Annotated in this window: 24 protein-coding genes; 10 read left to right on the top strand and 14 right to left on the bottom strand. The window is 59.8% G+C overall.

What is annotated here, in order from left to right; translation table 11 throughout:
* Nucleotides 1–118 precede the first annotated feature (118 nt).
* The 5 genes from JW799_RS10455 (at nt 119) to JW799_RS10435 (ending at nt 4,999) form a co-directional block, all read left to right on the top strand.
* Complete coding sequence (locus JW799_RS10455) at nt 119–1,018, top strand: LysR family transcriptional regulator (protein WP_080833555.1); 900 nt, start codon at nt 119–121, stop codon at nt 1,016–1,018.
* Between the two features lie 267 nt (nt 1,019–1,285).
* Complete coding sequence (locus JW799_RS10450) at nt 1,286–2,494, top strand: S1 family peptidase (protein WP_205429683.1); 1,209 nt, start codon at nt 1,286–1,288, stop codon at nt 2,492–2,494.
* Between the two features lie 75 nt (nt 2,495–2,569).
* Nucleotides 2,570–3,451, top strand: coding sequence for a LysR family transcriptional regulator (locus JW799_RS10445; protein ID WP_205429681.1), 882 nt, complete (start codon nt 2,570–2,572; stop codon nt 3,449–3,451).
* Between the two features lie 414 nt (nt 3,452–3,865).
* Nucleotides 3,866–4,258 (top strand): hypothetical protein, encoded by a 393-nt coding sequence (locus JW799_RS10440; RefSeq protein ID WP_139787018.1) that lies wholly within the window; start codon nt 3,866–3,868, stop codon nt 4,256–4,258.
* Between the two features lie 483 nt (nt 4,259–4,741).
* Nucleotides 4,742–4,999 carry a zinc-binding dehydrogenase gene (locus tag JW799_RS10435; protein WP_080831688.1) on the top strand — a complete coding sequence of 86 codons (258 nt, stop codon included), beginning with the start codon at nt 4,742–4,744 and terminating at the stop codon, nt 4,997–4,999.
* Nucleotides 5,000–5,178: 179 nt separating this feature from the next.
* Here the strand turns inward: JW799_RS10435 and JW799_RS10430 are convergent, their stop codons facing one another.
* The 3 genes from JW799_RS10430 to JW799_RS10420 are packed head-to-tail and all read right to left on the bottom strand — an operon-like array spanning nt 5,179 to nt 6,579.
* Nucleotides 5,179–5,781, bottom strand: coding sequence for a hypothetical protein (locus JW799_RS10430; protein ID WP_205429679.1), 603 nt, complete (start codon nt 5,779–5,781; stop codon nt 5,179–5,181).
* Entirely contained in the window at nt 5,763–5,954 is a 192-nt protein-coding gene (locus tag JW799_RS10425) for a hypothetical protein (protein WP_205429677.1), read from the bottom strand. The genes JW799_RS10430 and JW799_RS10425 overlap by 19 nt, the downstream gene beginning before the upstream one ends.
* On the bottom strand, nt 5,941–6,579 hold the full coding sequence (locus tag JW799_RS10420; protein WP_240353226.1) for an RNA polymerase sigma factor: 639 nt from the start codon (nt 6,577–6,579) through the stop codon (nt 5,941–5,943). Before JW799_RS10420 ends, JW799_RS10425 begins: the two co-directional genes overlap by 14 nt.
* Nucleotides 6,580–6,675: 96 nt before the next feature.
* Between JW799_RS10420 and JW799_RS10415 the strand changes: the two genes are divergently transcribed.
* The 5 genes from JW799_RS10415 to JW799_RS10395 all read left to right on the top strand — a co-directional run bounded on the left by JW799_RS10415 (nt 6,676) and on the right by JW799_RS10395 (nt 13,187).
* Complete coding sequence (locus tag JW799_RS10415; protein WP_205429675.1) at nt 6,676–7,368, top strand: response regulator transcription factor; 693 nt, start codon at nt 6,676–6,678, stop codon at nt 7,366–7,368.
* Entirely contained in the window at nt 7,365–8,369 is a 1,005-nt protein-coding gene (locus JW799_RS10410; protein ID WP_205429673.1) for a sensor histidine kinase, read from the top strand. The genes JW799_RS10415 and JW799_RS10410 overlap by 4 nt, the downstream gene beginning before the upstream one ends.
* 99 nt (nt 8,370–8,468) lie before the next feature.
* On the top strand, nt 8,469–9,227 hold the full coding sequence (locus tag JW799_RS10405; RefSeq protein WP_205429671.1) for an ATP-binding cassette domain-containing protein: 759 nt from the start codon (nt 8,469–8,471) through the stop codon (nt 9,225–9,227).
* A complete protein-coding gene (locus JW799_RS10400; protein ID WP_205429669.1) occupies nt 9,224–11,164 on the top strand; it encodes an ABC transporter permease in 1,941 nt (646 codons plus the stop codon). The genes JW799_RS10405 and JW799_RS10400 overlap by 4 nt, the downstream gene beginning before the upstream one ends.
* An 859-nt stretch (nt 11,165–12,023) precedes the next feature.
* Nucleotides 12,024–13,187, top strand: coding sequence for a glycerate kinase (locus tag JW799_RS10395; RefSeq protein WP_205429667.1), 1,164 nt, complete (start codon nt 12,024–12,026; stop codon nt 13,185–13,187).
* Nucleotides 13,188–13,267: 80 nt separating this feature from the next.
* Here the strand turns inward: JW799_RS10395 and JW799_RS10390 are convergent, their stop codons facing one another.
* The 11 genes from JW799_RS10390 to hisC all read right to left on the bottom strand — a co-directional run bounded on the left by JW799_RS10390 (nt 13,268) and on the right by hisC (nt 24,177).
* Nucleotides 13,268–13,543 (bottom strand): hypothetical protein, encoded by a 276-nt coding sequence (locus JW799_RS10390; RefSeq protein ID WP_139787020.1) that lies wholly within the window; start codon nt 13,541–13,543, stop codon nt 13,268–13,270.
* Between the two features lie 174 nt (nt 13,544–13,717).
* Complete coding sequence (locus JW799_RS10385; RefSeq protein ID WP_205429665.1) at nt 13,718–14,695, bottom strand: C-terminal binding protein; 978 nt, start codon at nt 14,693–14,695, stop codon at nt 13,718–13,720.
* Between the two features lie 28 nt (nt 14,696–14,723).
* Nucleotides 14,724–15,323: an imidazoleglycerol-phosphate dehydratase HisB gene (hisB, locus tag JW799_RS10380; RefSeq protein ID WP_205429663.1), complete on the bottom strand. Its 600-nt coding sequence runs from the start codon at nt 15,321–15,323 to the stop codon at nt 14,724–14,726.
* A 154-nt stretch (nt 15,324–15,477) separates the two neighbouring features.
* Entirely contained in the window at nt 15,478–16,674 is a 1,197-nt protein-coding gene (locus JW799_RS10375; RefSeq protein ID WP_205429660.1) for a M20 family metallopeptidase, read from the bottom strand.
* Nucleotides 16,661–17,503: a histidinol-phosphatase HisJ gene (gene hisJ / locus JW799_RS10370; RefSeq protein ID WP_205429658.1), complete on the bottom strand. Its 843-nt coding sequence runs from the start codon at nt 17,501–17,503 to the stop codon at nt 16,661–16,663. Before hisJ ends, JW799_RS10375 begins: the two co-directional genes overlap by 14 nt.
* A 1-nt stretch (nt 17,504) precedes the next feature.
* Nucleotides 17,505–19,070 (bottom strand): PTS sugar transporter, encoded by a 1,566-nt coding sequence (locus JW799_RS10365; protein ID WP_205429656.1) that lies wholly within the window; start codon nt 19,068–19,070, stop codon nt 17,505–17,507.
* Between the two features lie 96 nt (nt 19,071–19,166).
* Entirely contained in the window at nt 19,167–20,279 is a 1,113-nt protein-coding gene (locus tag JW799_RS10360; protein ID WP_205429654.1) for a 2-hydroxyacid dehydrogenase, read from the bottom strand.
* Nucleotides 20,280–20,319: 40 nt separating this feature from the next.
* Nucleotides 20,320–20,808, bottom strand: a complete 489-nt coding sequence (locus tag JW799_RS10355) for an FGGY-family carbohydrate kinase (protein WP_205429652.1) — start codon at nt 20,806–20,808, stop codon at nt 20,320–20,322.
* Between the two features lie 41 nt (nt 20,809–20,849).
* A complete protein-coding gene (locus JW799_RS10350) occupies nt 20,850–21,857 on the bottom strand; it encodes an FGGY family carbohydrate kinase (RefSeq protein ID WP_205429650.1) in 1,008 nt (335 codons plus the stop codon).
* 38 nt (nt 21,858–21,895) lie between these two features.
* Nucleotides 21,896–23,044: a glycerol dehydrogenase gene (locus tag JW799_RS10345; protein WP_205429648.1), complete on the bottom strand. Its 1,149-nt coding sequence runs from the start codon at nt 23,042–23,044 to the stop codon at nt 21,896–21,898.
* Nucleotides 23,045–23,079: 35 nt separating this feature from the next.
* Nucleotides 23,080–24,177 (bottom strand): histidinol-phosphate transaminase, encoded by a 1,098-nt coding sequence (gene hisC, locus JW799_RS10340; RefSeq protein ID WP_205429646.1) that lies wholly within the window; start codon nt 24,175–24,177, stop codon nt 23,080–23,082.
* Nucleotides 24,178–24,203: the final 26 nt, after the last annotated feature.

Genomic DNA, 24,203 nt, shown 5'->3' with positions numbered 1-24,203 from the left:
TCGCCTCCAACCAAACGGTGTGATTTGTCCTTAAAGTGTAATCACCCCCGGTCCATTGATCAATACAATGGTTACTATTATAATCATTGAAAAAACCAATGATATGAGGCGCAAAACAATGGAACTTCGCCAGCTCAAAACGTTTTTGGCCGTATGCGAGGAACTTCATTTTACGAAAGCCGCGGAAAAGCTCGGCATTTCCCAGCCGACCTTGAGCCTGCAAATCAAGACGATGGAAGACGAGCTGCAGGTCCCCCTTTTCGACCGCGTCGGAAAAAAGATCGTTCTCACCCAGGCCGGCCTCCTGCTCCGGGAGCACGCCCGGCAGCTTGTCCGCCAACTGGATAACACGATGGATGCGATCGCCGAGCTCCGGGATCATCGGCGCGGCTTGTTGAACGTCGGCGTTCTTCCCTCCGACCTGGACTACCGGATGCCCGATCTGCTGGTCGACTTTCATTCCGAATTTCCGCGCATTCAACTGAAAATCATTTCGACGGTCGAGATCGTTCAGAAGGTGCTGGGAAACGAGGTCGATATCGGAATCGGCCTGATGACCTTTCCCGACAACCGGCTGGTGCGCATTCCGCTGTGCCGCGAAGAATACGTGCTGGTCGTATCGGAGAACCATCCGCTGGCGGAACGCCGGACGATCGCTTACGAGGAGCTGCGGGAAGTGGATACGGTCATGTTCCCGATCGGCTACATCGGGAGGGATCTGGTGGAGGAAAGCTGCCTCCGGCACGGCTTTGCCCTGCGAACCATCATGGAGACCAGCTCCGTAACGCCGCTGATCCGGCTGGTGGAGTCGAATATCGGCGCGACCATCCAGCCTTATCCGCTCATCCGGTCGATGAACCGGAAGGGCCTTCGCTGCATCCGGATCGCCGAAGATCCTCCGATTCGCAGCCTGGAGCTGATGCACCGGTCGGACCGGTTTCTCGGCCAGGCGGCCAACACGTTCATCCGGAAAGTGGTCGATTATTTCAGGGAGCAGCCCGGCAAGCCGGACGCTTGAACGAGGCGGTAAAGGTAAAGGTAAAGGTAGGGATCAGACTATGAGCTATACAATCCAGGATCTTGAAAGAGATCTTGTACAGGGGAGAGAAATTGAGTTTATATATAATAATTGTCAATACTCTATAAAAAATCGATCGTTAAGTCCTATTCACCTCTTGTAAAAGAATGTTACAATATGTATAAAGATGAGAAGGGAGGATTCTACTTCCGTATTAAGAATTTTATGTGTTTTTTTAAAAATACTATGATCAAGGAGACGAGAATAGTGAAGAGAAACAAGGTAGCTTTAAGTGCAATCTTAATCTTAATCTTATGTATCCTAAATATGTCGTTAGTAAGTGCTTCTGATGAACACAACAATTTATCAAATGCTCAGTATACTAGTGTTGAAAGTATTCCGAAACAACAACAAGAAAAAATTAAAGCCCAAGCAGAGCAATTTGAGCGAGTAAATTCCCTTGTTAATGAAGCCGCGTCCAATGGAATTAATGTTGAAGGAATTTATTATGATGATCAAAAAAGTAAATATATTGTGCAAATATTAAATGAAGATCAAAAGGGAAAATTGATGGGAATTAACGAGAATCAAGAAGATGTTGATTATGAAGTGGTAAAGTATTCAAAAAAGGAGCTTGAAAATTATAATCTCAATCTTAGTGACCTAATGCAGTCAAAGAAAATTTTGGGTCTACGTGGTCATTGGGTCGATGTAAAATCGAACAAAGTTGTTGCAATCGTAGATGAACTTGATGTCAAGTCAGAGTTAACTAAATATGTTAACGAGGATGCATTACAAATTGCAAAATTGGTTTCCTTTGATTTCCATGTTAAGTCTGGGGATAAAATTGTAGAGTCTAATGGTGGTGGATGTACAGCAGCTTTCCATGGTAAAAAGGGAACGCAAAATGTAACTGTTACTGCTGGTCACTGTGGTTATAATGGTACGGGTAATTCGTGGAAATTTGGTTCGACAACAATTGGGACATTTGGTTTCAAAACAAGTGGCAACACTACAGCAGACGCGGGGTATATTGTACTGAATAGCTCTTCACATATTGAAGTTACTGAAAGGGTTACTGCAGGGACTTCGGCAGTAATTGGTGGAGCAAACGATGCTGGGAATGAAGTTCAAGGGGACTACATATATTTAAGTACCCCATATACAGGTTATCTACAGGAAGGTACTGTTCAACAAACAGGCGTTTCATTTAATGCTGGAGGTGAATATGGATTTAATACCCTGAGTGACATTAGGCTTACTAATGCAGTTAGTGCTGAAGGAGATAGTGGTGCTCCCGTCATGAAACTTAGATGGGTGAGTGCAAAAAATCGATGGGAATTTATTATCCAAGGTGTTAATAATGGAACAATTTCTTTGCAAATTAATGGCACAACCTATAATTATGAATGGTATTCTGCTTATAAAAACGTGTATAATACGCTTGGACTGACTTCATTATACGTTGCTTCGTAAATTTGTTTATAAATTTGATGACTCAATTAGAGAAAACCTCGATTCTCTTGGAGGAGTTGAGGTTTTCTCAATTATATGAGCAAATTGGCCGTATGCGAGGAACTGCATTTTACGAAAGCCGCGGAAAAGCTCGGCATTTCCCAGCCGACTTTGAGCCTGCAAATCAAGACGATGGAAGACGAGCTGCAGGTCCCCCTTTTCGACCGCGTCGGAAAAAAGATCGTTCTCACCCAGGCCGGCCTCCTGCTCCGGGAGCACGCCCGGCAGCTTGTCCGCCAACTGGATAACACGATGGATGCGATCGCCGAGCTCCGGGATCATCGGCGCGGCTTGCTGAGCGTCGGCGTTCTTCCCTCCGACCTGGACTATCGGATTCCCGATCTGCTGGTCGACTTTCATTCCGAATTTCCGCGCATTCAACTGAAAATCATTTCGACGGTCGAGATCGTGCAGAAGGTGCTGGGGAACGAGGTCGATATCGGAATCGGCCTGATGACCTTTCCCGACAACCGGCTGGTGCGCATTCCGCTGTGCCGCGAAGAATACGTGCTGGTCGTATCGGATAGCCATCCGCTGGCGGAACGCCGGACGATCGCTTACGAGGAGCTGCGGGAAGTGGATACGGTCATGTTCCCGATCGGCTATATCGGGAGGGATCTGGTGGAGGAAAGCTGCCTCCGGCACGGCTTTGCCCTGCGGACCATCATGGAGACCAGCTCCGTAACGCCGCTGATCCGGCTGGTGGAGTCAAATATCGGTGCGACCATCCAGCCTTATCCGCTCATCCGGTCGATGAACCGGAAGGGCCTTCGCTGCATCCGGATCGCCGAAGATCCTCCGATTCGCAGCCTGGAGCTGTTGCATCGGTCGGACCGGTTTCTCGGCCAGGCGGCCAACACGTTCATCCGGAAAGTCGTCGATTATTTCAGGGAGCAGCCCGGCAAGCCGGACGCTTGAACGAGGCTTGCCTTCCGGGCAACCGGGAAATGCCGCTGTCTGTAAACGCACTCCACACAAATGAACGAAAACATTCTACTTAGTTTTAGTGGGCCCTAACTGAATTTACAATATTTGGTAGCTCTAGTTGAGCGACGTCAAAAAAGAAAACTGTCGATGTATTCTATGACGATGTGACATCCCAAATTTTAAAGACTCAACTCGAATTGGGAACAAGATAACACCATCGAAAGATCATTGAATTTTAATAGTGTTACGATAAAAACCAAAATTAGACATATCACAACAATGTCAGACATAAAAAACGAAAAATAAGTAAAATTTACTTATGGAAATTAGATACTTTTTATTATTTTTTTGGAAATAATTTAACTAAAATTGTTTGTATTACACATGGGAGGAGTTGTGAGACTTATGAGAAAAATGGTTTTAGGAGTCTTTGCATTACTTCTGTTTGCCTCCGCTACGTTTGCTATTGTATCTCCAAAGAAGGTTACTGCATCAATTATTCCAGTTATCATGCTGTACGAAAAAGCCAAAAATGATGGGGATCCTTCACCTCTCGGGCATAGCGAAGAAACAGAAGAAAGCAGCCTTCCGATTCAAGGAGAAGGTAATTTTACTTCGAAGGACTTAGTGAAAGACGGGAAAGTTATTCAACGAAGATATTATGGTGCAGGAGGCAAAGCCGAAGTGGATATTGATTATACCGATCATGGCAATCCTAAAGAACATCCCAAAGTTCCCCATCGTCATAATTGGAACTGGCCAGAAGGTGGCTCTCCGTATCGGGGACCGGCTTATTAGGAGCCATAAGCACCTTTCCTTTTATGGAAAGGTGCTTATAATTGGTAATTAAAAGTAAAGGTAGGGATCAGACTATGAGCTATACAATCCAGGATCTTGAAAGAGATCTTGTACAAGGGAGAGAAATTGAGTTTATATATAATAATTGTCAATACTCTATTACCCGAATAAAAAAAGGGTGGTCACTATCAAAATTCTATGATGAATCGAGCATCCAAAATTTTAGTACACATGTCGATCTGCTTAGTCATGCCCGCATTGAAGAACAATTGTTGGTGACTATCCTCAATAAAATCGAGATATCGGCCATCTTTTGATAGGTGACTACAGCCTTCGTATCTAGGCAATATCGACTCCAACTCGAAGCAACGTTCGCTTTCGTCAATGTTCGGCCCGGCATATGTTTAGTCCGGCATCCACAGGTCGACTTATGCTTGTAACCGTTTAGACATTAGTAGAGTTCCTCTGGGCAGCGCCGGGCTTATGGCCGCGGCGGAGCTGGTCAAGGACAAGAACCGCATCGGCACGATTTACGCTTTCGAATCCTATCGGGAGCTTGGCATCCGCTGGATGACCAGCCAGCGCTCCGCCGCCCGGCTCGCCGAGCTCGTCGATCTCTATGCAAAGGGCAAGCTTCGCCTTCACGTCCGGAAGACGCTTCCGCTCGCGCAGGCGGCCAGCGCCCATCGCGAGGTCGAATCCCGCCGCGGCCCCGGCAAGGTCGTGCTGCTCGTGCCCTAGCGTCGGAGCCGGCCGGCGCCTGAGGCTCGCGGCGCTAAAATCCAGCATAGGCTTCCCAACGCGCCGGTTCCCGGGCATGCCCGGGAACTTCCCCCAAAAAAAGAACCTTCAGGAATGAATTTCCGACCTGACGGCTCTTTTGCGTTTCGCGAACTTTGCACGCAAGCCTGCTCATCGCTTCACTCGAACTCCGCCGCGTCGGCGACGACCTCGCTCCGGTCGTTCAGCCCCTCGAGCCTGTACCCCTGGCGCGAATACGGAACGAACACGGACCAATATCGGTTGCCGTCCGCTCCTGCCGCAATCTCCGCGTCATGTACGGCGCCCGTTTCCCATTCGACCGCGCGCACCCTCGAGATTTGGGGATCGAACAGCATGCCGACGGATACGAGCTGGCCCCCCTTGCCAAAGTTCCCCGAAAAAATCCGTTCTTCGGGCGCCTCTCCGTTCTCGAACAAGACGGAGAAGGCAACGCTCCCTTGGGGCTTGTCGGCATCCGTTTCTTTTTCTCCGCCCTCGTAGAAGTCCGCGACCAGCCGGACCGATCGATGCTCCTTGTAAGCGTACGTTTCCCTTTTGAAAACGATGGCGGTTTCCTCCGTGCGAACGGTGCGAAGAACCTCGACGACAGGGGGGCCGAGCTCGTCCGGCATCCCCGTTTGAACGCTCGGATGATCGACCGAAGACTCCGCCGGGGACAGCAGCGTTTCGCGATCCGCCCGCTCGTTTATCCAACGGTCATTCGCCAGCAAGGCGACCGCGATCAGCACGACTCCCGCCATCGCCGCAAGAACCGCTCCCCCGACGCAAACTTACGTTTCGATTCGAGGCTCCCCTTCGCGCGGATCCGATGCGCATCTTCCCGAATCCGCCCGGCGATCCGCTCGGTGAACATGCCGGTTCTGAACGGCTCCTTCTTCAGATCTTCGTACCACTCCGGATCAGACCGGTTCATAAACCGATTCCTCCTTGAGCATCTTGGATAGTTTTTTTCTTGCCGAGAAAAGCCGGGATTTGACCGTCCCTTCCGGAATGCCGAGGACATGGGCGATTTCGTGCAGCGGCATCTGGTGCTTGACGTGCAGCAGAAGCGCTTCGCGATGCTTGTCGGGCAGTTTGAACAAACATGCCCAAACGGCATTCACGACTTCGCGCTCCATAAACGTCTGCTCCGCCGAACGCTCGCTCCCTTTCCGGGCGATCAAGTCCACCAGCAGCACTTTGCGGATAAAGGCGGCATTGCGGTGATTCAGGCTGATGTTTCGCGTAATTTTCAGCAGCCAGGTTTTCACGGACGATTCTCCCCGGAACTCGTGCACTTGACGGTATGCGCGAAGAAACGTTTCCTGCGCGACATCGTCCGCCATCGCCCTGTTTTTCGTAATCAGGAATGCGAAATTCCATACGTCTTGTCCGTAGGCGGCCATCGTTTCCTCCAGCCACTCCGCGTTAGCTTGCTTCAGGTATTTCACGTAATCGTCGCCTATGTCGCCCACCCCCTTACCATTATAGACAATCGTAAAGCGCCCCGGGTTCACGCCGTCCCGGAATTTCCGCGCCTCGTCCGATCCCCCGGGCAATGTTCCTCAGCCTTCTTGCTTTTTCGGCTTCTGGCGCGGGCCGGACTTTTCCGATACACTGAACATGCCAAAAACCATCATGCGGGGTGACCCCCTTTGTTCAAAATCATGCTGATCGAAGACGACCTGACGCTGTTCCGGGAAGTGAAGGAGCGGCTTACGCAATGGTCCTACGACGTTTTCGGCGTCGAGGATTTCGGCAAGGTGCTGCAGGAGTTTACCGCCATCCAGCCCCATCTGGTCATTATCGATATCCGGCTGCCGAAATTCGACGGCTTCCATTGGTGCCGGATGATCCGCTCCCATTCCAACGTGCCGATCATCTTCCTGTCCTCGCGGGATCACCCGACCGACATGGTGATGTCCATGCAGCTCGGCGCGGACGACTTCGTGCAGAAGCCGTTCCATTTCGACGTGCTGATCGCCAAAATCCAGGCCACGCTGCGGCGCGTTTACGATTACGGCACCGATCGGGTCGAGCTTCGAACCTGGCGGGGCGCCGCGGTCGAGTACGTCCGCAATACCGTAACGAACGGCGAGGGCGCGGTCGAGCTGACGAAAAACGAAATGCTCATTTTAAAAACGCTCGTCGAACGCAAAAACAAGATCGTCGACCGGGAAGAACTGATGAGGAGCTTGTGGGACAACGAGCAATTCGTCAGCGACAATACGCTGACCGTCAACGTCAACCGGCTGCGCAAAAAGCTCGAGGCGATCGGCCTGGCCGTTTACATCGAAACGAAAGTCGGCCAGGGCTACATGGCCACGGAAGAGGCGGACGCTCCATGATCGGGATATTTATCCGGGAGCGCCGCAGTTGGATCGTCATGTTCGTTGCGCTCCAGCTGCTTGTTCTGTTCGTCGCGGTTCTCGACCCCTCGGTCCCGATCGCGTCGCTGCTCTACGTCATCCTGCTGTCATCCCTTCTGTTCGCGGGATTTCTGTTCGCGCGTTATCACAGGGAGACGCGGTTTTACAAAAGTCTGGACGCCTGGGACGACACGTGCGATCCGGGCGACCTGGCGGAACCCGCCGGCCCGTTCGAGCGCATGACGCTGGACAAGCTGATGGAACAGAGCGAGCGATACAAGCGCGACTCGTCGATGCGTCAAATCGAGCATGAAGAGGAAAAGGACGACCTGCTGTCCTGGATCCACGAAGTGAAAACGCCGCTAACCGCGATGCAGCTGATCATCGACCGTCTCGACGACGAAAAGGCGAAGTCCCGGCTCATGTACGAATGGCTCCGCATCCATTTGCTGCTGGACCAGCAGCTTCACCGGGAGCGGATTCCGTTCATGGAAAACGATTTGTTTATCGAACGTACCGAACTTGCCCCGGTCGTCCATCAGGAAATCCGGATGCTGAAATCCTGGTGCATGCAAAAAGGAATCGGCTTCGACGTGTCTCTGCCGGCTGCCGAAGCGCTCACGGATGCCAAATGGCTGGGCTTCATCCTCCGGCAGCTTCTGACGAACGCCGTCAAGTACAGCAAAGCGTCCGACATTATCGTCGAAAGCGAACGGGAGGACGGCCGCGTCCGCCTTCGCGTCCGCGATTTCGGGCGCGGCATCGACGCGAAGGATATGCCCCGCATTTTCGACAAAGGGTTTACGTCGACGTCTCTGCACCAGGACGCCGCCTCGACCGGGATGGGGCTCTATCTGGCCCGCAAGGCCGCCGACGCCCTGCAAATCCGCATCGAGGCGGAGTCGGCGCCCGGCGCGGGAACGACGTTCACGCTGACGTTCCCGCGCCAGAACGATTTCGCAAGGGTAACGGGCATGTGACAATAATGTCACATGCTTTCGTTATTTGTTCGGCGATTCGAAGGAAACGGGGAGGAGATCCGGTTATGATAAAGGCATAATAGACGGGAGTGATTTTTAGTGAACGCCATATTGGAAGCAAATAAAATTTATAAAAGCTACGGCAACAAATTCAACCGCCAGGAGGTGCTGAAGGGCATCGACCTGCAGGTGGACAAAGGCGAATTCGTCGGCATCATGGGCCCGTCCGGCTCGGGCAAGACGACGCTGCTGAACGTGCTGTCCTCCATCGACAAGGTCAGTCTCGGCAGCATCAAGATCGAAGGCAAAACGTTTACGGAAATGAAAGAGAAGGAGCTTGCCGAGTTCCGGAAACGGCACTTGGGCTTTATTTTTCAGGATTACAATCTGCTCGACACGCTCACGGTCAAAGAAAACGTGCTGCTGCCGCTGTCGATCCAGAACGTCCCGAAAAAAGAAGCCGACGCCAAATTCAAGCGGATCGCGACGGATCTCGGCATCTTCGAGCTGAAGGACAAATATCCGAACGAAATATCCGGCGGCCAGAAGCAGCGCACGTCGGCCGCCCGCGCCTTCATTCACGACCCCGGCATCATTTTCGCGGACGAGCCGACGGGGGCGCTCGATTCGAAATCGGCTTCCGACCTGTTGAACAAATTGAGCGAGCTGAACCGGAAAATTCAGTCGACCATCGTCATGGTCACGCACGATCCCGTAGCCGCCAGCTTTTGCAGCAGGGTCGTTTTCATAAAAGACGGACAAATCTACACGCAGCTGATCAAAGGAGAGGAAACCCGGCAGGACTTCTTTAACGGCATTATGAGGACGCAAGGCGTGTTGGGCGGTGTGCAGGAATGAGCCTCTACGGATTGATCTGGCGCAATTTGAAAAAAAATCTGAAAAATTATTATTTGTACGTCTTCGCCCTGATCTTCAGCGTCATGCTGTATTTCTCGTTCGTTACCCTTCTGTTCGATCCGGCGCTGGACCCGTACGAGGGATCGGTCAAAGGAGGCGCGGCCCTTCGGGCGGCCTCGGTGCTGCTCGTGGCGATCGTCACCGTCTTCGTGCTTTACGCCAACAATATTTTCATCAAGCGGCGCAGCAAGGAAATCGGCTTGTTCCAATTGATCGGGTTGACGAAAGGGAAAATTTTCCGGATTTTAAGCAGCGAAAACGGGATCATCTATTACGGCTCCCTGCTGCTCGGCATTTTGTTCGGCTTTTCCATTTCGCGTCTCATCCTGATGATCCTGTTCAAAATCGTCGGCGCGGAGGCCGAGGCCGAGCTGAACTTCTCGACCGACGCGCTCATTCAGACCGTCGCCGTGTTTACGGCCATCTATGTTTTGATCATGGTCATGAATTTCATGTTTATCGCGCGGCAAAGCATTCTGTCGCTCTTCCGCGTCGTTTCGACCGCCCAGACCCGGGTGAAGAAGCTGTCCTTCTTCGAGATTCTGATCGGCCTGCTCGGCATCGGGGCGATCGGGGCGGGATACTACGTATCGACCAAGCTGTTCGGCGGCGATTTCGTCACGTTGACCGAGCTGTATTTGGCCATGGTCTCCATTCTGGGGTCGGTCATCGTCGGCACGTATTTGCTGTATAAAGGCTCGGTCAGCTTCGTTTTCAACCTGATCCGCAAAAGCAAAGGCGGGTACCTATCCGTCAAAGGCGTGCTGTCGCTGTCGTCGATCATGTTCCGGATGAAATCCAACGCGCTGCTGCTTACCGTCATTACGACGGTATCGGCGCTCGCGATCGGGCTGCTCTCGCTCAGCTATATCTCGTATTATTCGGCGGAAAAATCGGCCCGGCAAAGCGTTCCGAACCACTTCGCCATCCTGGATGAAGCCGGTTTCGCCGAATTTGCCGCGGCTCTGGCGGAAGCCGGCATCGAATATGAGGAAGTTCGCCGGGACGCGGTCATCGCCGAAACGAACGCGGCCGACCTGATCGGCTCGAGCTTCCTGACGGGGCAGCAGGACGAAACGGCCGTGTTCCCGGTCGTCAGCGAACATTCCTTGCCGGGACTCGACGTCAAGCCGGACAAGGTGCTGCTCGCGGGCTACAACGACGCCATGATGCAGTTCTTGTCGTTAAAAAGCTCCGGAACGATTGGCATACAAGGGAATTCGGAGACGTTCGAGCTGGACATCGACGGATTGCGAAAAGACCCCGTCCTGTCGATATATTTTACGGCCAGCATGCCGACGGCGGTCGTCGATCATGCGGTTTACGAGCGTCTGGCGGCCGATCCGAAACCGGAGCTGCAATTGCAATACTCGACGTATCTCGGTATCGACATCGTCGACTCTGCCGAGCTGGGCAAGGCCAACGAGGCGTTCCACCGTCTGGACGGTTCCGGCGATTCTTACCGGGAATCGCAGCCGGATCTGGCCGCGAACCAGAAAAGCAGCATGGGCCTCATGATGTTTATCGTCGGCTTCCTCGGATTGACGTTCCTGATAACGTCCGGCTGCATCCTGTACTTCAAGCAAATGGACGAAAGCGAAGAGGAGCGTCCGAGCTATACGATCTTGCGCAAGCTCGGCTTTACCAGGCAAGATCTGCTGGGCGGCATCCGGATCAAGCAGCTGTTCAACTTCGGCATTCCGCTCGCGGTCGGCTTGGCCCACAGCTATTTCGCCGTCAAATCCGGCTGGTTCTTCTTCGGTACCGAGCTGTGGGCGCCGATGGTTCTGGTCATGCTCTTGTATACGGCGCTCTACTCCGTGTTCGGGCTGTTGTCCGTTCTCTATTCGAAACGGGTGATCAAGGAGTCGCTGTGATTGAAAGGCGAGAGGAAGCCGATGCGTTCGCGCGAAAAGCGAGACAGCCGAATATCTCTGGGTGCGGGGGATGCGGGCTTGGCGAACGATACCGACGGCGGACGGCGGACGGCGAACCCCTTCCATTAGCGCCGTCTTGCCCGGCTTCGTTCGATTTAGCGGCGCGCAAGTCAAGCCCCCGGGGGCTTGACATTCTCCGGCTATCGTCAGGTTCTTCTCAAGTAGTGCACGGGGTGCACTACTTTTGCTTTTTTGTCGCCGGACTTCCCCCATGTAGCGCACGGGGTGCACTACATCCGCGCCTCTGCCGCCGGATTTCCTCCATGTAGCGCACGGGGTGCACTACATCCGCGCCTCTGCCGCCGGATTTCCTCCATGTAGCGCACGGGGTGCACTACATCCGCGCCTCTGCCGCCGGATTTCCTCCATGTAGCGCACGGGGTGCACTACATCCGCGCCTCTGCCGCCGGATTTCCTCCATGTAGCGCACGGGGTGCACTACTTTCGCGCCTCTGCCGCCGGATTTCCTCCATGTAGCGCACGGGGTGCACTACATCCGCGCCTCTGCCGCCGGATTTCCTCTATGTAGCGCACGGGGTGCACTACTTTCGCGTTTCTGCCGCCGGATTTCCTCCATGTAGCGCACGGGGTGCACTACATCCGCGCCTCTGCCGCCAGATCTCCTCTATGTAGTGCGCTGGGTGCACCACTTGCGCGTCTTTGCCGCGAGCATCCACCTTATGCGCCTTTAAAATTACGCCCGCTATATGAAGACGCGCCAAAGAGGATATCTTACTACAGGGCGAAGAATGGTAATATAACGGTAACGATACATCCGAACACGAGGTGGAAAATCGCCATGAAAATTGTCGTCGCTCCGGATTCTTACAAAGGCAGCCTGTCGTCGGAGGAGATTTGCCGGATCGTCGCCAGGGCGGTCGCGGACGAATTTCCCGGGGCGGAGGTCGTAAGCGTTCCCATGGCCGATGGCGGCGAGGGCACGGTCGCCGCCATCGCTTCCGCCACCGGCGGGCGCCTGGTTCCCGCAACCGTAACGGGACCTTTGGGCGAACGGGCGGAAGCGTTGTGGGCGATCGCCGGAGACGGCCGGACGGCCGTCTTGGAGACGGCGAATACCGCCGGGCTCACGATGGTGCCGGAGCGGCAGCGGAATCCGCTTCGCGCCACGTCCGCCGGGCTCGGCGAAGCGCTGCTCGCCGCGCTGGATGCCGGCATGCGGCGGATCGTGATCGGGCTCGGCGGGAGCGCGGTCAACGACGGCGGGATGGGCTTTTTGGGGGCGCTTGGCGCAACCTTTCGCGACGCAGAAGGAAAGGCGCTTCGGGGGTGCGGCGGCGAGCTTAAGAACGTCCGAAGCGCGGATTTCGCCGGGCTGGATCCGCGGCTTGCCGAGTGCGAGCTGATAGCCGCATCCGACGTGCGGAATCCGCTGACCGGCGCAAATGGTGCGACCGCGGTGTTCGGCCCGCAGAAAGGGGTTCGCCCCGAGGACGTGCCGAAGCTGGACGCGGCCATGGCGAACTACGCGGATGCGGTCGAACTTGCGCTGGATGTTCGGGTCAGGAACGAGCCCGGGAGCGGCGCGGCCGGCGGCCTCGGCTTCGCGCTGCGCGCGATCGGAGCCGCCGTCCGGTCCGGGGCCGAAATCGTGGCGGAGGCGGTCGGGCTGGAAGAGAAGCTGAGCGGCGCCGACTGGGCCGTCACCGGCGAAGGGCGGAGCGACGGGCAGACGCTGCAGGGCAAGCTGCCGAGCTTTGTTTCCGAAGCGGCCCACCGTGCCGGCGTGCCGTGCCTCCTCCTGTCTGGAAGCATCGGCGAGCCGTCTGGCGAGCTGCGCAAGCGGTTTGACGGCTGCTTCTCGATCGTGAACGGGCCTGCCGATCTGGAAACCTGCCTGCGGGAAGCGGAGCCGAATCTGTACCGGACGGCCGGAGAGATCATGAAAGTCATCCAAGCGTGCGCGAGAACCGGCAAGTCCTCGGGGGCCGGTTCGGCTTTCTGACCCGCTCCCGCCGCGAAGTTTCATGCGCTTCGGCTTCGGGAACGGGTAAGGGAGCCTTTATCGCAGCAAAAAGGCCCCGCTCAGGGGCCGACCTTTTGAATCCTCGAAGGATTGTTGATTTTGTATGGTACCGGGTACATGGTCAATTTTGGGGTGATCATCTTCGCTTCGAACGTCAGTTGGCCTTCTTCGGCCAGCACGATTTCCGGAGCGACGATCGCCACCGCTTCGTACGCGATCACTTCTCCGTCATTACCGGGAAAATAGTCCGGCACCGACATAGCATGCCGAATTCCGCCCCGGAAGGGTAGAGCATCCCCGTTCAGCAGCGTGAATTCGGTCGTCTCTACCTCCACCGTGCCGTGCTCGCGCGCCAGGCGCAGTTCCGCGCCGCATACTGCGGAAGCTGCGGGTTGGAAGGCGGTCTCCGCCGCCGTTCCGCCTGAACAACCTCTACGCTAAGCCATCCTTGCCGGAAACCTCCCGTTCGATCCGGCTCGTTGGATCCGCCTCCTCTCCTCCGCAAACTCTCATGCCGGACGATTGAGCGAATTGGCCGGCTCCTTGCCCGCGGCCGCTTCGATGACGATTTGGCACGTCCGCCGCTTCAACTCTAGCACCGATTCGACGGACACGTAGGACGAATGCGGCGTTACCAGCGTCTGCTCCAGCCCGATCAGCGGGTGGTTCGGTCGCGGGGGTTCCTCCGTCAGCACGTCCAGACCGGCTCCAGCCAGATGGCCCTCCACCAGCAGCCTGCGCAAATCCGCCTCCCGCACGACGCCTCCGCGGCACGTGTTCACCAGAATCGCTCCCCGCGGCATCGTCTTCATCCGCTCGTACGTCAGCAATTCCTTCGTCTCCGGCGTCAGCGGCACGTGCAGGCTCAGAATGTCCGAACGTTGCAGCAGTTCCTCGAACGAGAGCGGTTCGACGCCGTAAGCGGCGAAAACGCCGCTTTCCACATAGGCGTCATGCGCGACGATCCTGACGCCGAAGCCCTTCAGCTTCTCGGCCACCCTGCGGGAGATGCGTCCGAAGCCGAGCAGGCCGACCGTCCGATCCCTGAACCGATAGATCGGCAGCGTGTCGAGCGGATCCCAGTCCCCGGCGCGAACCTGGTTGTGGTAGGCAACAAGCCGCTTGGACAGGGCGAGCATCAGCGCCACCGCATGATCCGACACCTCCTCAAGGCAATAATCCGGAACGTTCGCGACGATGATGCCTTGCCGGGTCGCCGCCTCCAGATCGACGTGGTTAAAGCCGACCCCCGAGACGGCGATCGATTTGCAGCAGCTCAGCCGCCCGATCAGCTCCGCCCCGCACGGGAAGCCGACCTGCGCGACGACGCCGTCCGCATGGGGCGCGTACAGCGCCGTATCCTCGGCCAGCGTCCCGGAGGTCGTCACCTTGACCGCGAACCCGTTAGCCTCGTATATGGCTTTTTCCACCGAATGGTCGGTCCATTCGTCATCCAAAATCCAGACCAGCTTTTTACCGTTCAGCATCGCAGGTTCCCCCTTGTTGTCCCGTTGGTCAGAGCAAGCCTTTGGAGGAAGGGACGTCCGTCCGCCCCGGCTCGCGGCTTGCCGCTTCGTTCAGCGCCCGTCCGAGCGCCTTGAACACCGCCTCGATCATATGATGCGTATTGCGCCCGTAATGGACGATGACGTGCAGCGCGATGCGCCCTTCGGCCGCCAGCTTCGCCAGAAATTCGTGCACGAGCTCCGTTTGAAAGCGGCCCGTCTCCCGGGACGGATAGGCGGCGCGGTATTCGAGATGCGGGCGGTTGCTGACGTCGACGACGACCTGGGCAAGCGTCTCGTCCATCGGAACGAACGCGTTGCCGTAGCGCCGAATGCCCCGTTTGTCGCCAAGCGCCTCCAGCAGGCAGCCGCCAAGCACGATCGCGATGTCCTCCACCGTATGATGGTCGTCGATCTCCGTGTCCCCGTTCGCCCGAACCGACAGATCGAACCTTCCGTGAACCGCGAACAGGTGCAGCATATGGTCCAGAAACGGAACGCCGGATTCGATGTCGCAGGCGCCCTCTCCGTCCAGGTTGAACGCGACCGATACGTCGGTCTCTCCCGTCTGCCTGCGGCGGGAGGCTTCCCTTGCTCTCGCATCGCTCAATTCGAATCTCTCCCTTATGGTTGATTGCCGGATGAAAACGCAAAAAAAAGAAAGCCTAAAGGGACCCGCGCGCCGGCGGGCTTGCCCTTTGAAAAGCTTTCTTCTAATCGCTTATGGCTAACAAGCTTTTCCGGTATGACGAAAATGAAAACGGTCAGACGGCCGCCGTCATAAAACGGTACGCCCACAGGGCGTAAGCCTTGGCGGCCGCCAGCGCTTCGTCCAGCGGGACGAACTCGTTCGGAGCGTGAGCCGTGTCGAGCGTGCCCGGACCGTACAGCACCGACGGGATGCCCGCCGCGGCCAGCAGCTCGACTTCCGCGTACCCGTTGAAGCCGGCGTATTCCGGCTCCGCGCCGTGCAGGTCGCGAAGCGCGCCGGCCAGTCCGCGCACGACGGCCTCGGAATCCGCAACCGACCAGTTGTCGAACTTCTGGCGCAGGATCAGCTCGACGTCTAAGCCTTCCCGCCGCGAGAACGCTTCGGTCAGCTCGCGGATTTCCCTCTCGGCCGCCTCCATCGTCTCGCCCGGCAATACCTGCCGGTCGAACTCCAGCTCGCAGCGGTCGGGCACGAGCGTAACGCCGACGCCTCCGGACACCTTGCCGACGTTGACGGTCGGGTAGCGCAGGTCGGCGTCGTCCGCCCGCTCCTTCAGCGCGTCGTTATACCTGCGAAGCTCCTCCAGATACCTGCCCATCTTGTAGATCGCGTTGTCGCCCGCGAAGGCGATGCCCGTATGCGCGCTGCGCCCGGATGTTCGGGCGGAAAACTCCAGAGCGCCCTTCAGCCGGTTGCCGATCCGCAGGCCGGTCGGCTCCGAGACGCACGCCATCTCGCAATTCGCCAGCTTGCCCTCCGCCAGCAGCGCCTTCGTCCCCTTGAAGCCGACCTCCTCGTCGACGACGGCCGTAAACAGCAGCCCCCGCTCGAACGAAGCGCCGCTAAGGCTCAGCGCCCGGATGGCCTCGATCATCGCCGCCACGCCTGCTTTCATGTCCGCCGATCCGAGGCCGAACAGCTTGCCGTCCCGGACGGCAGCCGCCCACGGATCGTCCGTCCACAGGCCGAGATCGCCGGCCGGCACCGTATCCATATGGCCGTTGAACAGCAGCCGTTCCGGCCGGCTGCCCTCGAGCCCGGCGATCACGTTGAAGCGATCCCGCTCCACCGGCTGCCGCTCGACCCGCAGCCCCGCCGCTTCCAATTCCGCCGCGACGATCTCCGCGACGGCCCGCTCGGTGCCCGTCGGATTTTCGCTGTTTGCCTGCACCAGCCGTTTCAGCAGATCGGTCAGCCGCTCCCCCTCGATGCCGTCCAGCAGCCGTCGTTCGGCTTCAGTCAGCCTCATCCGAAGCGCCCCCCTCTATGACCTGGCGGAAGTAGTCGTACCCGAAGCCGACCTGCTCCGGCTTGTGCGAATCCGAGCCGTAGACGACCTCGACGCCGCGGGCAAGGCACTCGCGGACGAACCAAGCGGGAGCGTAAGGCTTCCCGCAGGTTGCGACGCGCAGCCCCGCCGTATTGACGTCGACGCCGACGCCGAACTCGGCGAGCCGGCGGGCGATCCGCTCCAGCCGACGGCGGATCAGCGCCGGGTCGATCGGGGGCAGCTCGCGCGAAAACTTCTCGATGAGCAGCGGGTGGCCGATTCGTTTGCGCATCGGCAGCCCGGCGGCCCAGGCGATCGATTTCTCGATGTGATCGAAGTATTCCTCCGCCGCCTTGTCCATCGTGCCGTAGTAGCTGAGCAGATTGGTGCGGAAGTCCTCCGCCGTGAAATCGACGCAGTGCATGCCATCCCGCCCGGGAAGAAAGTGCACGGAAACGACGGCGTCCTCGAGAACGTCGAGATACGGCTCCAGCAGCCGGTCGGAGAACGCTTCGCTGCCGTCCAGATAGTCCATCTCCAGTCCGACCGCGAGCTCGATTTTCCCCGCGTAGCGGTCTTTCGTCCGCAGCGCGTATTCGATATACGCCGGAAGCTCTTCCGGCGGCATGGCCAGCTCCGCCATCAGCTTCTCGTCGCGAACCCAGCGGTCGGGCAGCGGCGGATGCTCCGTCACCGAGTAGCGTTCGAAGCCGAGCGCGACGGCCCGGTCCACGTATTCGGTCAGCTCGGCCGGATTGCCGTGATAGCAGAATCGCGTATGCGTATGGCCGTCCCATTTAAGCGTCATCTTACATGTCCCCTTTGCGGTTGCTCGGCCCGGATTCCGGAGCGGTTCTTCTGCTTGCCCAATTGACGCATGTCCCTACGATGAAAGCCGCCAGCAGCCCGGTCAACATGGCGACGAGAAATCCGGCGGCATCGTTGCTGAAGAGCACCGCCAGATACGACGGAACGTAGGCGGTCGACCGCAAATGCAGCCCGCCGACGACGGCCCCGGCCAGTCCCGATGCGACGACCGCCCCGGCGTAGACCGCCCTGCTCTTGCGCATGTAAACGTAGGAAGCCTCGATGAAGGTGCCGAAGCCGACGTTCAGCCACAGCGGCTTGAGCACGACGCGGCGCTCGCCGGGATTCGGCGGAACCGCCAGCTGCGCCAGCAGGATGCCGGCGGACACCATCACCAGCCCGGCCATATCGAGCGCTCCGATCAAGCTGTTGCCGTAACGCTCCATCTCGATCAGAATAAGCGGCAAAACCGCGACATGGTACCAGCCTTTCAGGATGAGAGGCCACATGGCGAGGCCGAAAACGGCGCCGACGGCAACGGGGCTCAGCCCGACGGTCCATTCGAGCGCATGCCGGACGGCGTCGCCTGCGGCGGACGTATACGTCCCCGCGGCGAAGAAGAGCAGCAGCCCCGGTGCCAGTCCGGAAAGCGCGCCCGCGGCGATGTTGACCGTCGTCGCCGGAAAGCCGCTCCGCACGAAGAGCTGAAACAGCCGCGGCACGAGCCAGCCCGCCGCCAAGCCTCCGAGTGCGGCGCCGATAATGCCGGCGCTGACGCAAAGCAAGCCGCAGACGGCGCCCGCGATCAGCGTCGCTTCCCCCAGATCCGAGAGCCGGCGGGCCGCGAAAATGGCAAGCACGACGCCGGGAAGCGCGGACAGCGCCGCGGCCGCCTCCTCCAAGCCCGACAGCGCCGGCAGCCTGGCGGCGGACATCAGCAGCAGAACGGCGATGAAGGCGGGCATCGCCGAGGACAGCACGCCGCTGATCCGGGCTTGCCCAAGCGTCTTCGTTCCCGCCATCCGATAAGGCAGCTTCCAATGGCGGCTCAAGGCGATGACGAACGAGACCGCCCGGGTCAGGTTGGTCGTGCCGGTCGTGCCGGACAATGAAACGACGTTCGCGCCCATCGCTTTGATCCGGCCCATCGAGGTGCCCCCGGTCCCGACGATCGGGAGCTTGCGCCGGACCGCCGCCTCGACGGACGCGCGATTGACGCCGAGGGGATCGCAGCTCATCAGGATCAGGCCGTCGATTCGGCCCTCCTCGATGCGCCCGGCGATCTCCGCGTCCGCGATCGCGGCCTGCCGGTTCGCCTCGCCCAGGCTGCCCTCCATGGCCCGCCGGAAAGCCCGGGAGCCCTCGTCCCATTCGTACAGCTCGGCCCTGGCCGACGCCGCTCCCCGGTAGTCCATGGAGCCCGATGCGGCGATAAACAGGGCGGCTTCGACGGCGATGTCCGCCGATCGGCATTGTTCGGCGATCTCGCCGAGCAAGCGGGCCGGATCGCCTCCTCCCGAATGGAAGAGGTTGCCGCCGCTGCTGCCTATGATCGCCACCTTTTTCATCGCGGCCGTCGCCCTCCTTCTTAGCCGGGAGCCCAAAGGGCGCCCCGGCCTAACCCTTTCTTCCTCCGCGAGCCGGCTTACCGGATTGCGGAGGCCTTACTTCGCGGCCGCCGACGGCATCCAGAGCCGCTCCAGCATCGCAAGCCGCTCGCCGGCAAGCGCCGTCTGATTGATCCAGACGCGCCGGTCGGAGCCGGCCAGCAGCCGGTTCATGCCTTCCCGCCACAGGATGGGGGAACGCTTGTAGAACGCCTCGGTGTCGAAGGCGATATGGCTCGTCAACGTGACGTTTTCCAGGGCGAGCAGCGGATGCCCGGGCGGAAGAGGCTCCGCGTCGAAAACGTCGAGCGCGGCGCCCGCGAGACGTCCGTCCCGCAGCGCGGCGGCCAGCGCCTCCATGTCGACCAGCCCCGCCCGCGCCGTATTGACCAAATACGCGCCCGGCTTCATCCGGGCCAGTTCGTCCGCGCCGAGCAGCGGCGGGCTGCCCGCGGAATGGCGCGTATGCAAGGTCAGCGCGTCGCTCTCGGCGAGCAGCGCCTCCCAGCTCGCCGGCTCGGCGCCGGCTCCGCGGATCGCGGCTTCCGGCACGTACGGATCATGCGCGAGAACGCGGCAGCCGAAGCCGCCCAGCTTCTTCGCGACGAGCCGGCCGATCTCGCCGAAGCCGGCGATGCCGACCGCAAGCTCCCTCATCTCCGGAATGCGTCCGGAATTCGGGAACTCCTTCGGCCAGCCGCCGGCGCGAATCTGCGCGTGGCACCGGGCGATGTTGCGCATCTCCGCCAGCATCAGCCCGACGGCAAAGTCGGAGACGGCCTCCGACGTGCGGCCGAGCGTATGGACGACCGGAATGCCGAGCGCTTCGGCAGCCGCCGCATCGACGTTCTCGTAGCCGCCGCGCAGCACGCCGACCGCGAGCAACTGCGGGTTGCGCTCGAGCAGAGAAGCGCCGACCGGGCACATATGAACGACGAGCAGCTCGGCGTCGGAAAGCAGCGGCTCCAGCCCCTCGGGCGCCTGAACGGCGTCGGGGCCGTCCCGCTCCAGCACGAGCAGCAGCTCGTCCAACTCGTGAAGCGTGGGCGGGCCGAACCGGAACGGGACGACCTCCCACCCGGCGCTTGCGAAAGGCAAAAAGCTTTCGGCCAGAAATTCGGGGGACAACAACTCGTCCCCGACGACGACGATTTTCGGTTTTTTCTCCATGGCGGCTTCCTTCCCTTTCATTATGCGAATCAACCGTTCGTCATTGCGGACGAACCAGGCGACGCACGGCCGCCTCCGCGTCGGACCAGGCCTCGTACGCGGCGTACAGGCGGTCGTACGTCTCCCGGTACTCCGCCCTCGGCAGGACGGCCGTCTGTTCGCCCGCCCAGCGGCGCACCGCCTCCGCCGGCTCCGCGAACCGGCCGCAGGCGACCGCGGCCAGCATGGCGGCTCCGAGCGGAGTCGCCTCGCGCACGGTCGACAGCGTCAGCGGACGCTGCAAAACGTCGGCCAGCGCCTGCCGCCAGACATCCGACGAAGTCGGCCCGCCCGAGATGATCAGCTTGTCGAAGGAGATGCCAATCTCCGCGAAGGCGTTCAGGATGCTGCGGACGCCGTAGCCCGTGCTTTCCATGACCGCCCGCGCCAGATGGCCGGCGGTATGGCCGAGCCCGAGGCCCGCGAACAGGCCGCGGGCCTCGGGATCCCAGCGCGGCGTTCCGGTGCCGCTGAGGCCCGGCAGGAACACAAGCCCGTTCGCGCCCGGCTCCGTGTCCGCGGCCAGCCGGCTCAGCTCGTCGAACGAGACCGCGGGCGCCCGCTCGGACCCGGCTCCTCCGGCGCCCGGGGCCCGAGCAGGCCGCGCAGCCAGCTCATCGCCCCTCCGGTCAGATAATGGGTGCCCATCATCAGCCACGAATTCGGGGCGGCCGAGATGTTCGTCATCATCCGGGCGTCGACGATGGGCGACGCAAGCGGCGTCATAAAGAACGTCCCGGTCCCCAGGTTGACGACTGCTTCGCCGGGGACGACGGCTCCCATGCCCAGTAGCGCGCACGGCTGATCCGAAGCGGCGGCGATGACCGGCAGCCCTTCCGGCAGACCGGTTCGCGCCGCCGCCTCCCGCGTTACGACGCCGACGACGGTTCCGGGCGCCACGATATCCGGGAACAGGCCGGGGTCTGTCTCCAGAAAGCGAAGCAGCTCGCAAGCGGGCTGCCGGCTTCGAATATCCATATGGAAGAAGCAGGCGTTCGTCTCGTCGGTGACGAACCGGCCGCTCAGCCGGCCTAGCAGGAAGGCGTCCACCGAAGCGACGCGCCGGATGCGCCCGTACGCTTCCGGTAAGCGGGACCGGAACCAGAGCAGCTTCGCCAGTCCCCAGCTGTCGGAAGGGGGGATGCCCGTCGTCTCGAAAATCCAGTCCGTGCCCAGGCCCTCCAGCTCGCACCGCATCCGCAGTCGGTCGATCTCTTCCGTGCAGCGGGTATCCATCCACAAATAAGCCGGAGCGACCGGCTTTCCCTCCCCGTCAAGGAAGACGCAGGAGATTTGCTGGTTCGTCACGGCGACGGCCGCCAGACCGGAAGCCGCGTCCGGATTCCGCGCCGTCAGCTCCGACACCGTCCGGCACAGGCCGTCCCACCACAGCTCCGCATCGACCTCGGCGGCTCCGGGTTCCGGCACGCTCATCGGAACGTCCGTCTGGGCGTGCGCGAGCGCCATGCCCGCGTCCAGGTCGTACAAATAGCTTTTGATCGCGCTTGTGCTTGCGTCGACTATGATCGCGCGGCTCACGGTTTTCCCTGCCCCCTTCCCCAAAACGCGGACGGCGCTCATGCCTCCGTCCGTTCGGCGGGCGATATCACCAGCCGCGCCAGGCGATCCGTCTCCTCGAAGGCGTCCGCGATTTCGGCCGCCGTGAACGGCCGCCCGACGCTGTGGATCGTCTCTTCCGGAGCGATCGCCCGCTCCCCGGCGAGCAGCAGCCGGGAGCGAATCCCGCCGCCGTTCGGCCCTGCGGCGAGACCGATGTCCGCCAGCGAGGCCGGCAGCCGGATCTCGCGGCAGAACCGCAGAAACCGGACGGCTTCGTCCGGCTCGCCGAGCAGGACGGCTTGAACCGCCGTGCAGAAGCCGACCTTCTCGCCGTGAAGCAGTCCGTGGCATTCAGGGAGCTCCGTCAGCCCGTCATGCAGCGAGTGAGCGGCCGCCAGGCCTCCGCTTTCGAAGCCGATGCCGCTGAGCAGCGTGTTGGCTTCGACGACGCGTTCGAACGCGTCCGTCAGCTCCCCCCGCTCCGCGTCCCGATAGGCGCGCACGCCGTCCTCGGCCAGGATGCGCCCGCACAGCTCGGCTGCCGCCGTCCCGAGGCGGGACGGATACGCGCCGAGAATCGTCCGTCCGCCTCCCCGCAAGCAGGCGAGCGCTTCGGGGGCGGTCGCCAGCGCGTCGCCCATGCCCGCGGCCAGGTAGCGGATCGGCGCCCGAACGATGATCTCGGTGTCGACGAGCACGACGTCCGGATTTCTCGGATGCGTCTCCAGCTTGACGACCCGGCCATTCTCGTCGTAAATGACGGACAACGCCGAGCATGGCGCGTCGCTGGCGGCGATCGTCGGAACGATGACGACGGGCAGGTTCAGGCGGTACGCGGCCGACTTGGCGGCGTCCAGCAGCTTGCCGCCGCCGATGCCGACGACGACGTCCGCGCCGGCGCGTTCCGCTTCCCGCTTCAGCCGCTCGATTTCCGCTTCCGAGCATTCGCCGCCGAATTCGACGAGCTCCGCCCGCAGCCGCCGATCGTCCAGACGGAAACCGTGCTCTTCGATTCGCCTCAAGCCTCCGGCCGTCGCCGCGAGAAGCGCCCGCGGGCTCTTCCCGAAGCCGGCGACGATGTCCGGCAGCTCCCGAATGACCCCCGGTCCTTGCCGGTAGCGCAGCGGCATCGCGATCGTCGCCGTTCGGCGTTCCGTTTCGGCCATTTTCTTCCGTCCCCTCTCTTCTTGGTCCAGACGGCTCAGCGACCCGTCAACGGCCGCAGCGCCTCGATAAACCGGCGATTCTGCTCCGGACTGCCGACCGTGATTCGAATATGCTCCGGATAGCCCCACGACCGGCAGGGCCGTACGATAAAGCCCGCGCGCAGAAGCGCCTCGACGACCGGAACGGCGTCCCGGCGCAAATGCGCGAACAGAAAATTGGAATAGGAATCCGTCACGCCGATGCCCATCCGATTCAGCTCGGCGCTCAAATATCGGATGCCCTCCCGGTTCGCGGCAAGCACGAAATCCCGGTATTCGACGTCCTCCAGGCTGGCGAGCGCGGCCGCGTTCGCCATGCGGCTGACCGGGAACGGCTCCCGCACGGAGAGCACCGGTTCCAGTACGTTCTCGGCCGCGATCGCGTAACCGATCCGCATGGCGGCAAGCCCGTACAGCTTCGAGAACGTATGCACCGAGATGACGGGATAGCCCTCGCGCACGTAGTCCGCCCCCGTCTTGTAGCCTTCGATGTCGATGAACTCGCCGTACGCCTCGTCGAGCACGACGACGACGTGCGGCGGCACGCGGGCAAGGAAAGCTTCGAGCGCGTCCGAATCGACGACGGTGCCCGTCGGGTTGTTCGGATTGCACACATAGATCAGCTTCGTCTTCTCGTTCACGCTGGCCAAGATCCGGTCCAGATCGAATTTGTAATCGTCGGTCAGGGGAATTTCCACCGGCACCCCGCCCATCACGACCGTCGAAGTGCGGTACACCGAGAACGTCGGCACGCAATAGACGACTTCGTCGCCGGGATTGACGTAGGCTTGGCCGATCAGCATAAGCACGTTGTCCGCGCCGTTGGACACGAGAATTCGGGACGGATCGACTTCGTACAGCTCCCCGAGCTTGCGCCGCAACTCCGCGCTCGTCGGCTCGGGGTACAGATGGCTTTCGGCCGCCGCCGCGCTCATCGCCGCAATCGCTTTGGGCGAAGGGCCGAACGGGTTTTCGTTCGACGCGAGACGCGTAATTTCGGTCAAGCCGTATTGTTGTTTGACTTCCTCGATCGATTTGCCGGGCACGTATTTTTCCAGCTTCGATACCTCTTGGCGCCATAAGGATGCGGTCATCGCTGCTCCCCCTTGTGTTCCGACTT

The sequence above is a fragment of the Cohnella algarum genome (assembly GCF_016937515.1).
GTDB classification, from domain to species: domain Bacteria; phylum Bacillota; class Bacilli; order Paenibacillales; family Paenibacillaceae; genus Cohnella; species Cohnella algarum.
Note: the sequence above shows the minus strand (reverse complement) of the source record. Positions and strands in the feature narration are given on the sequence as shown.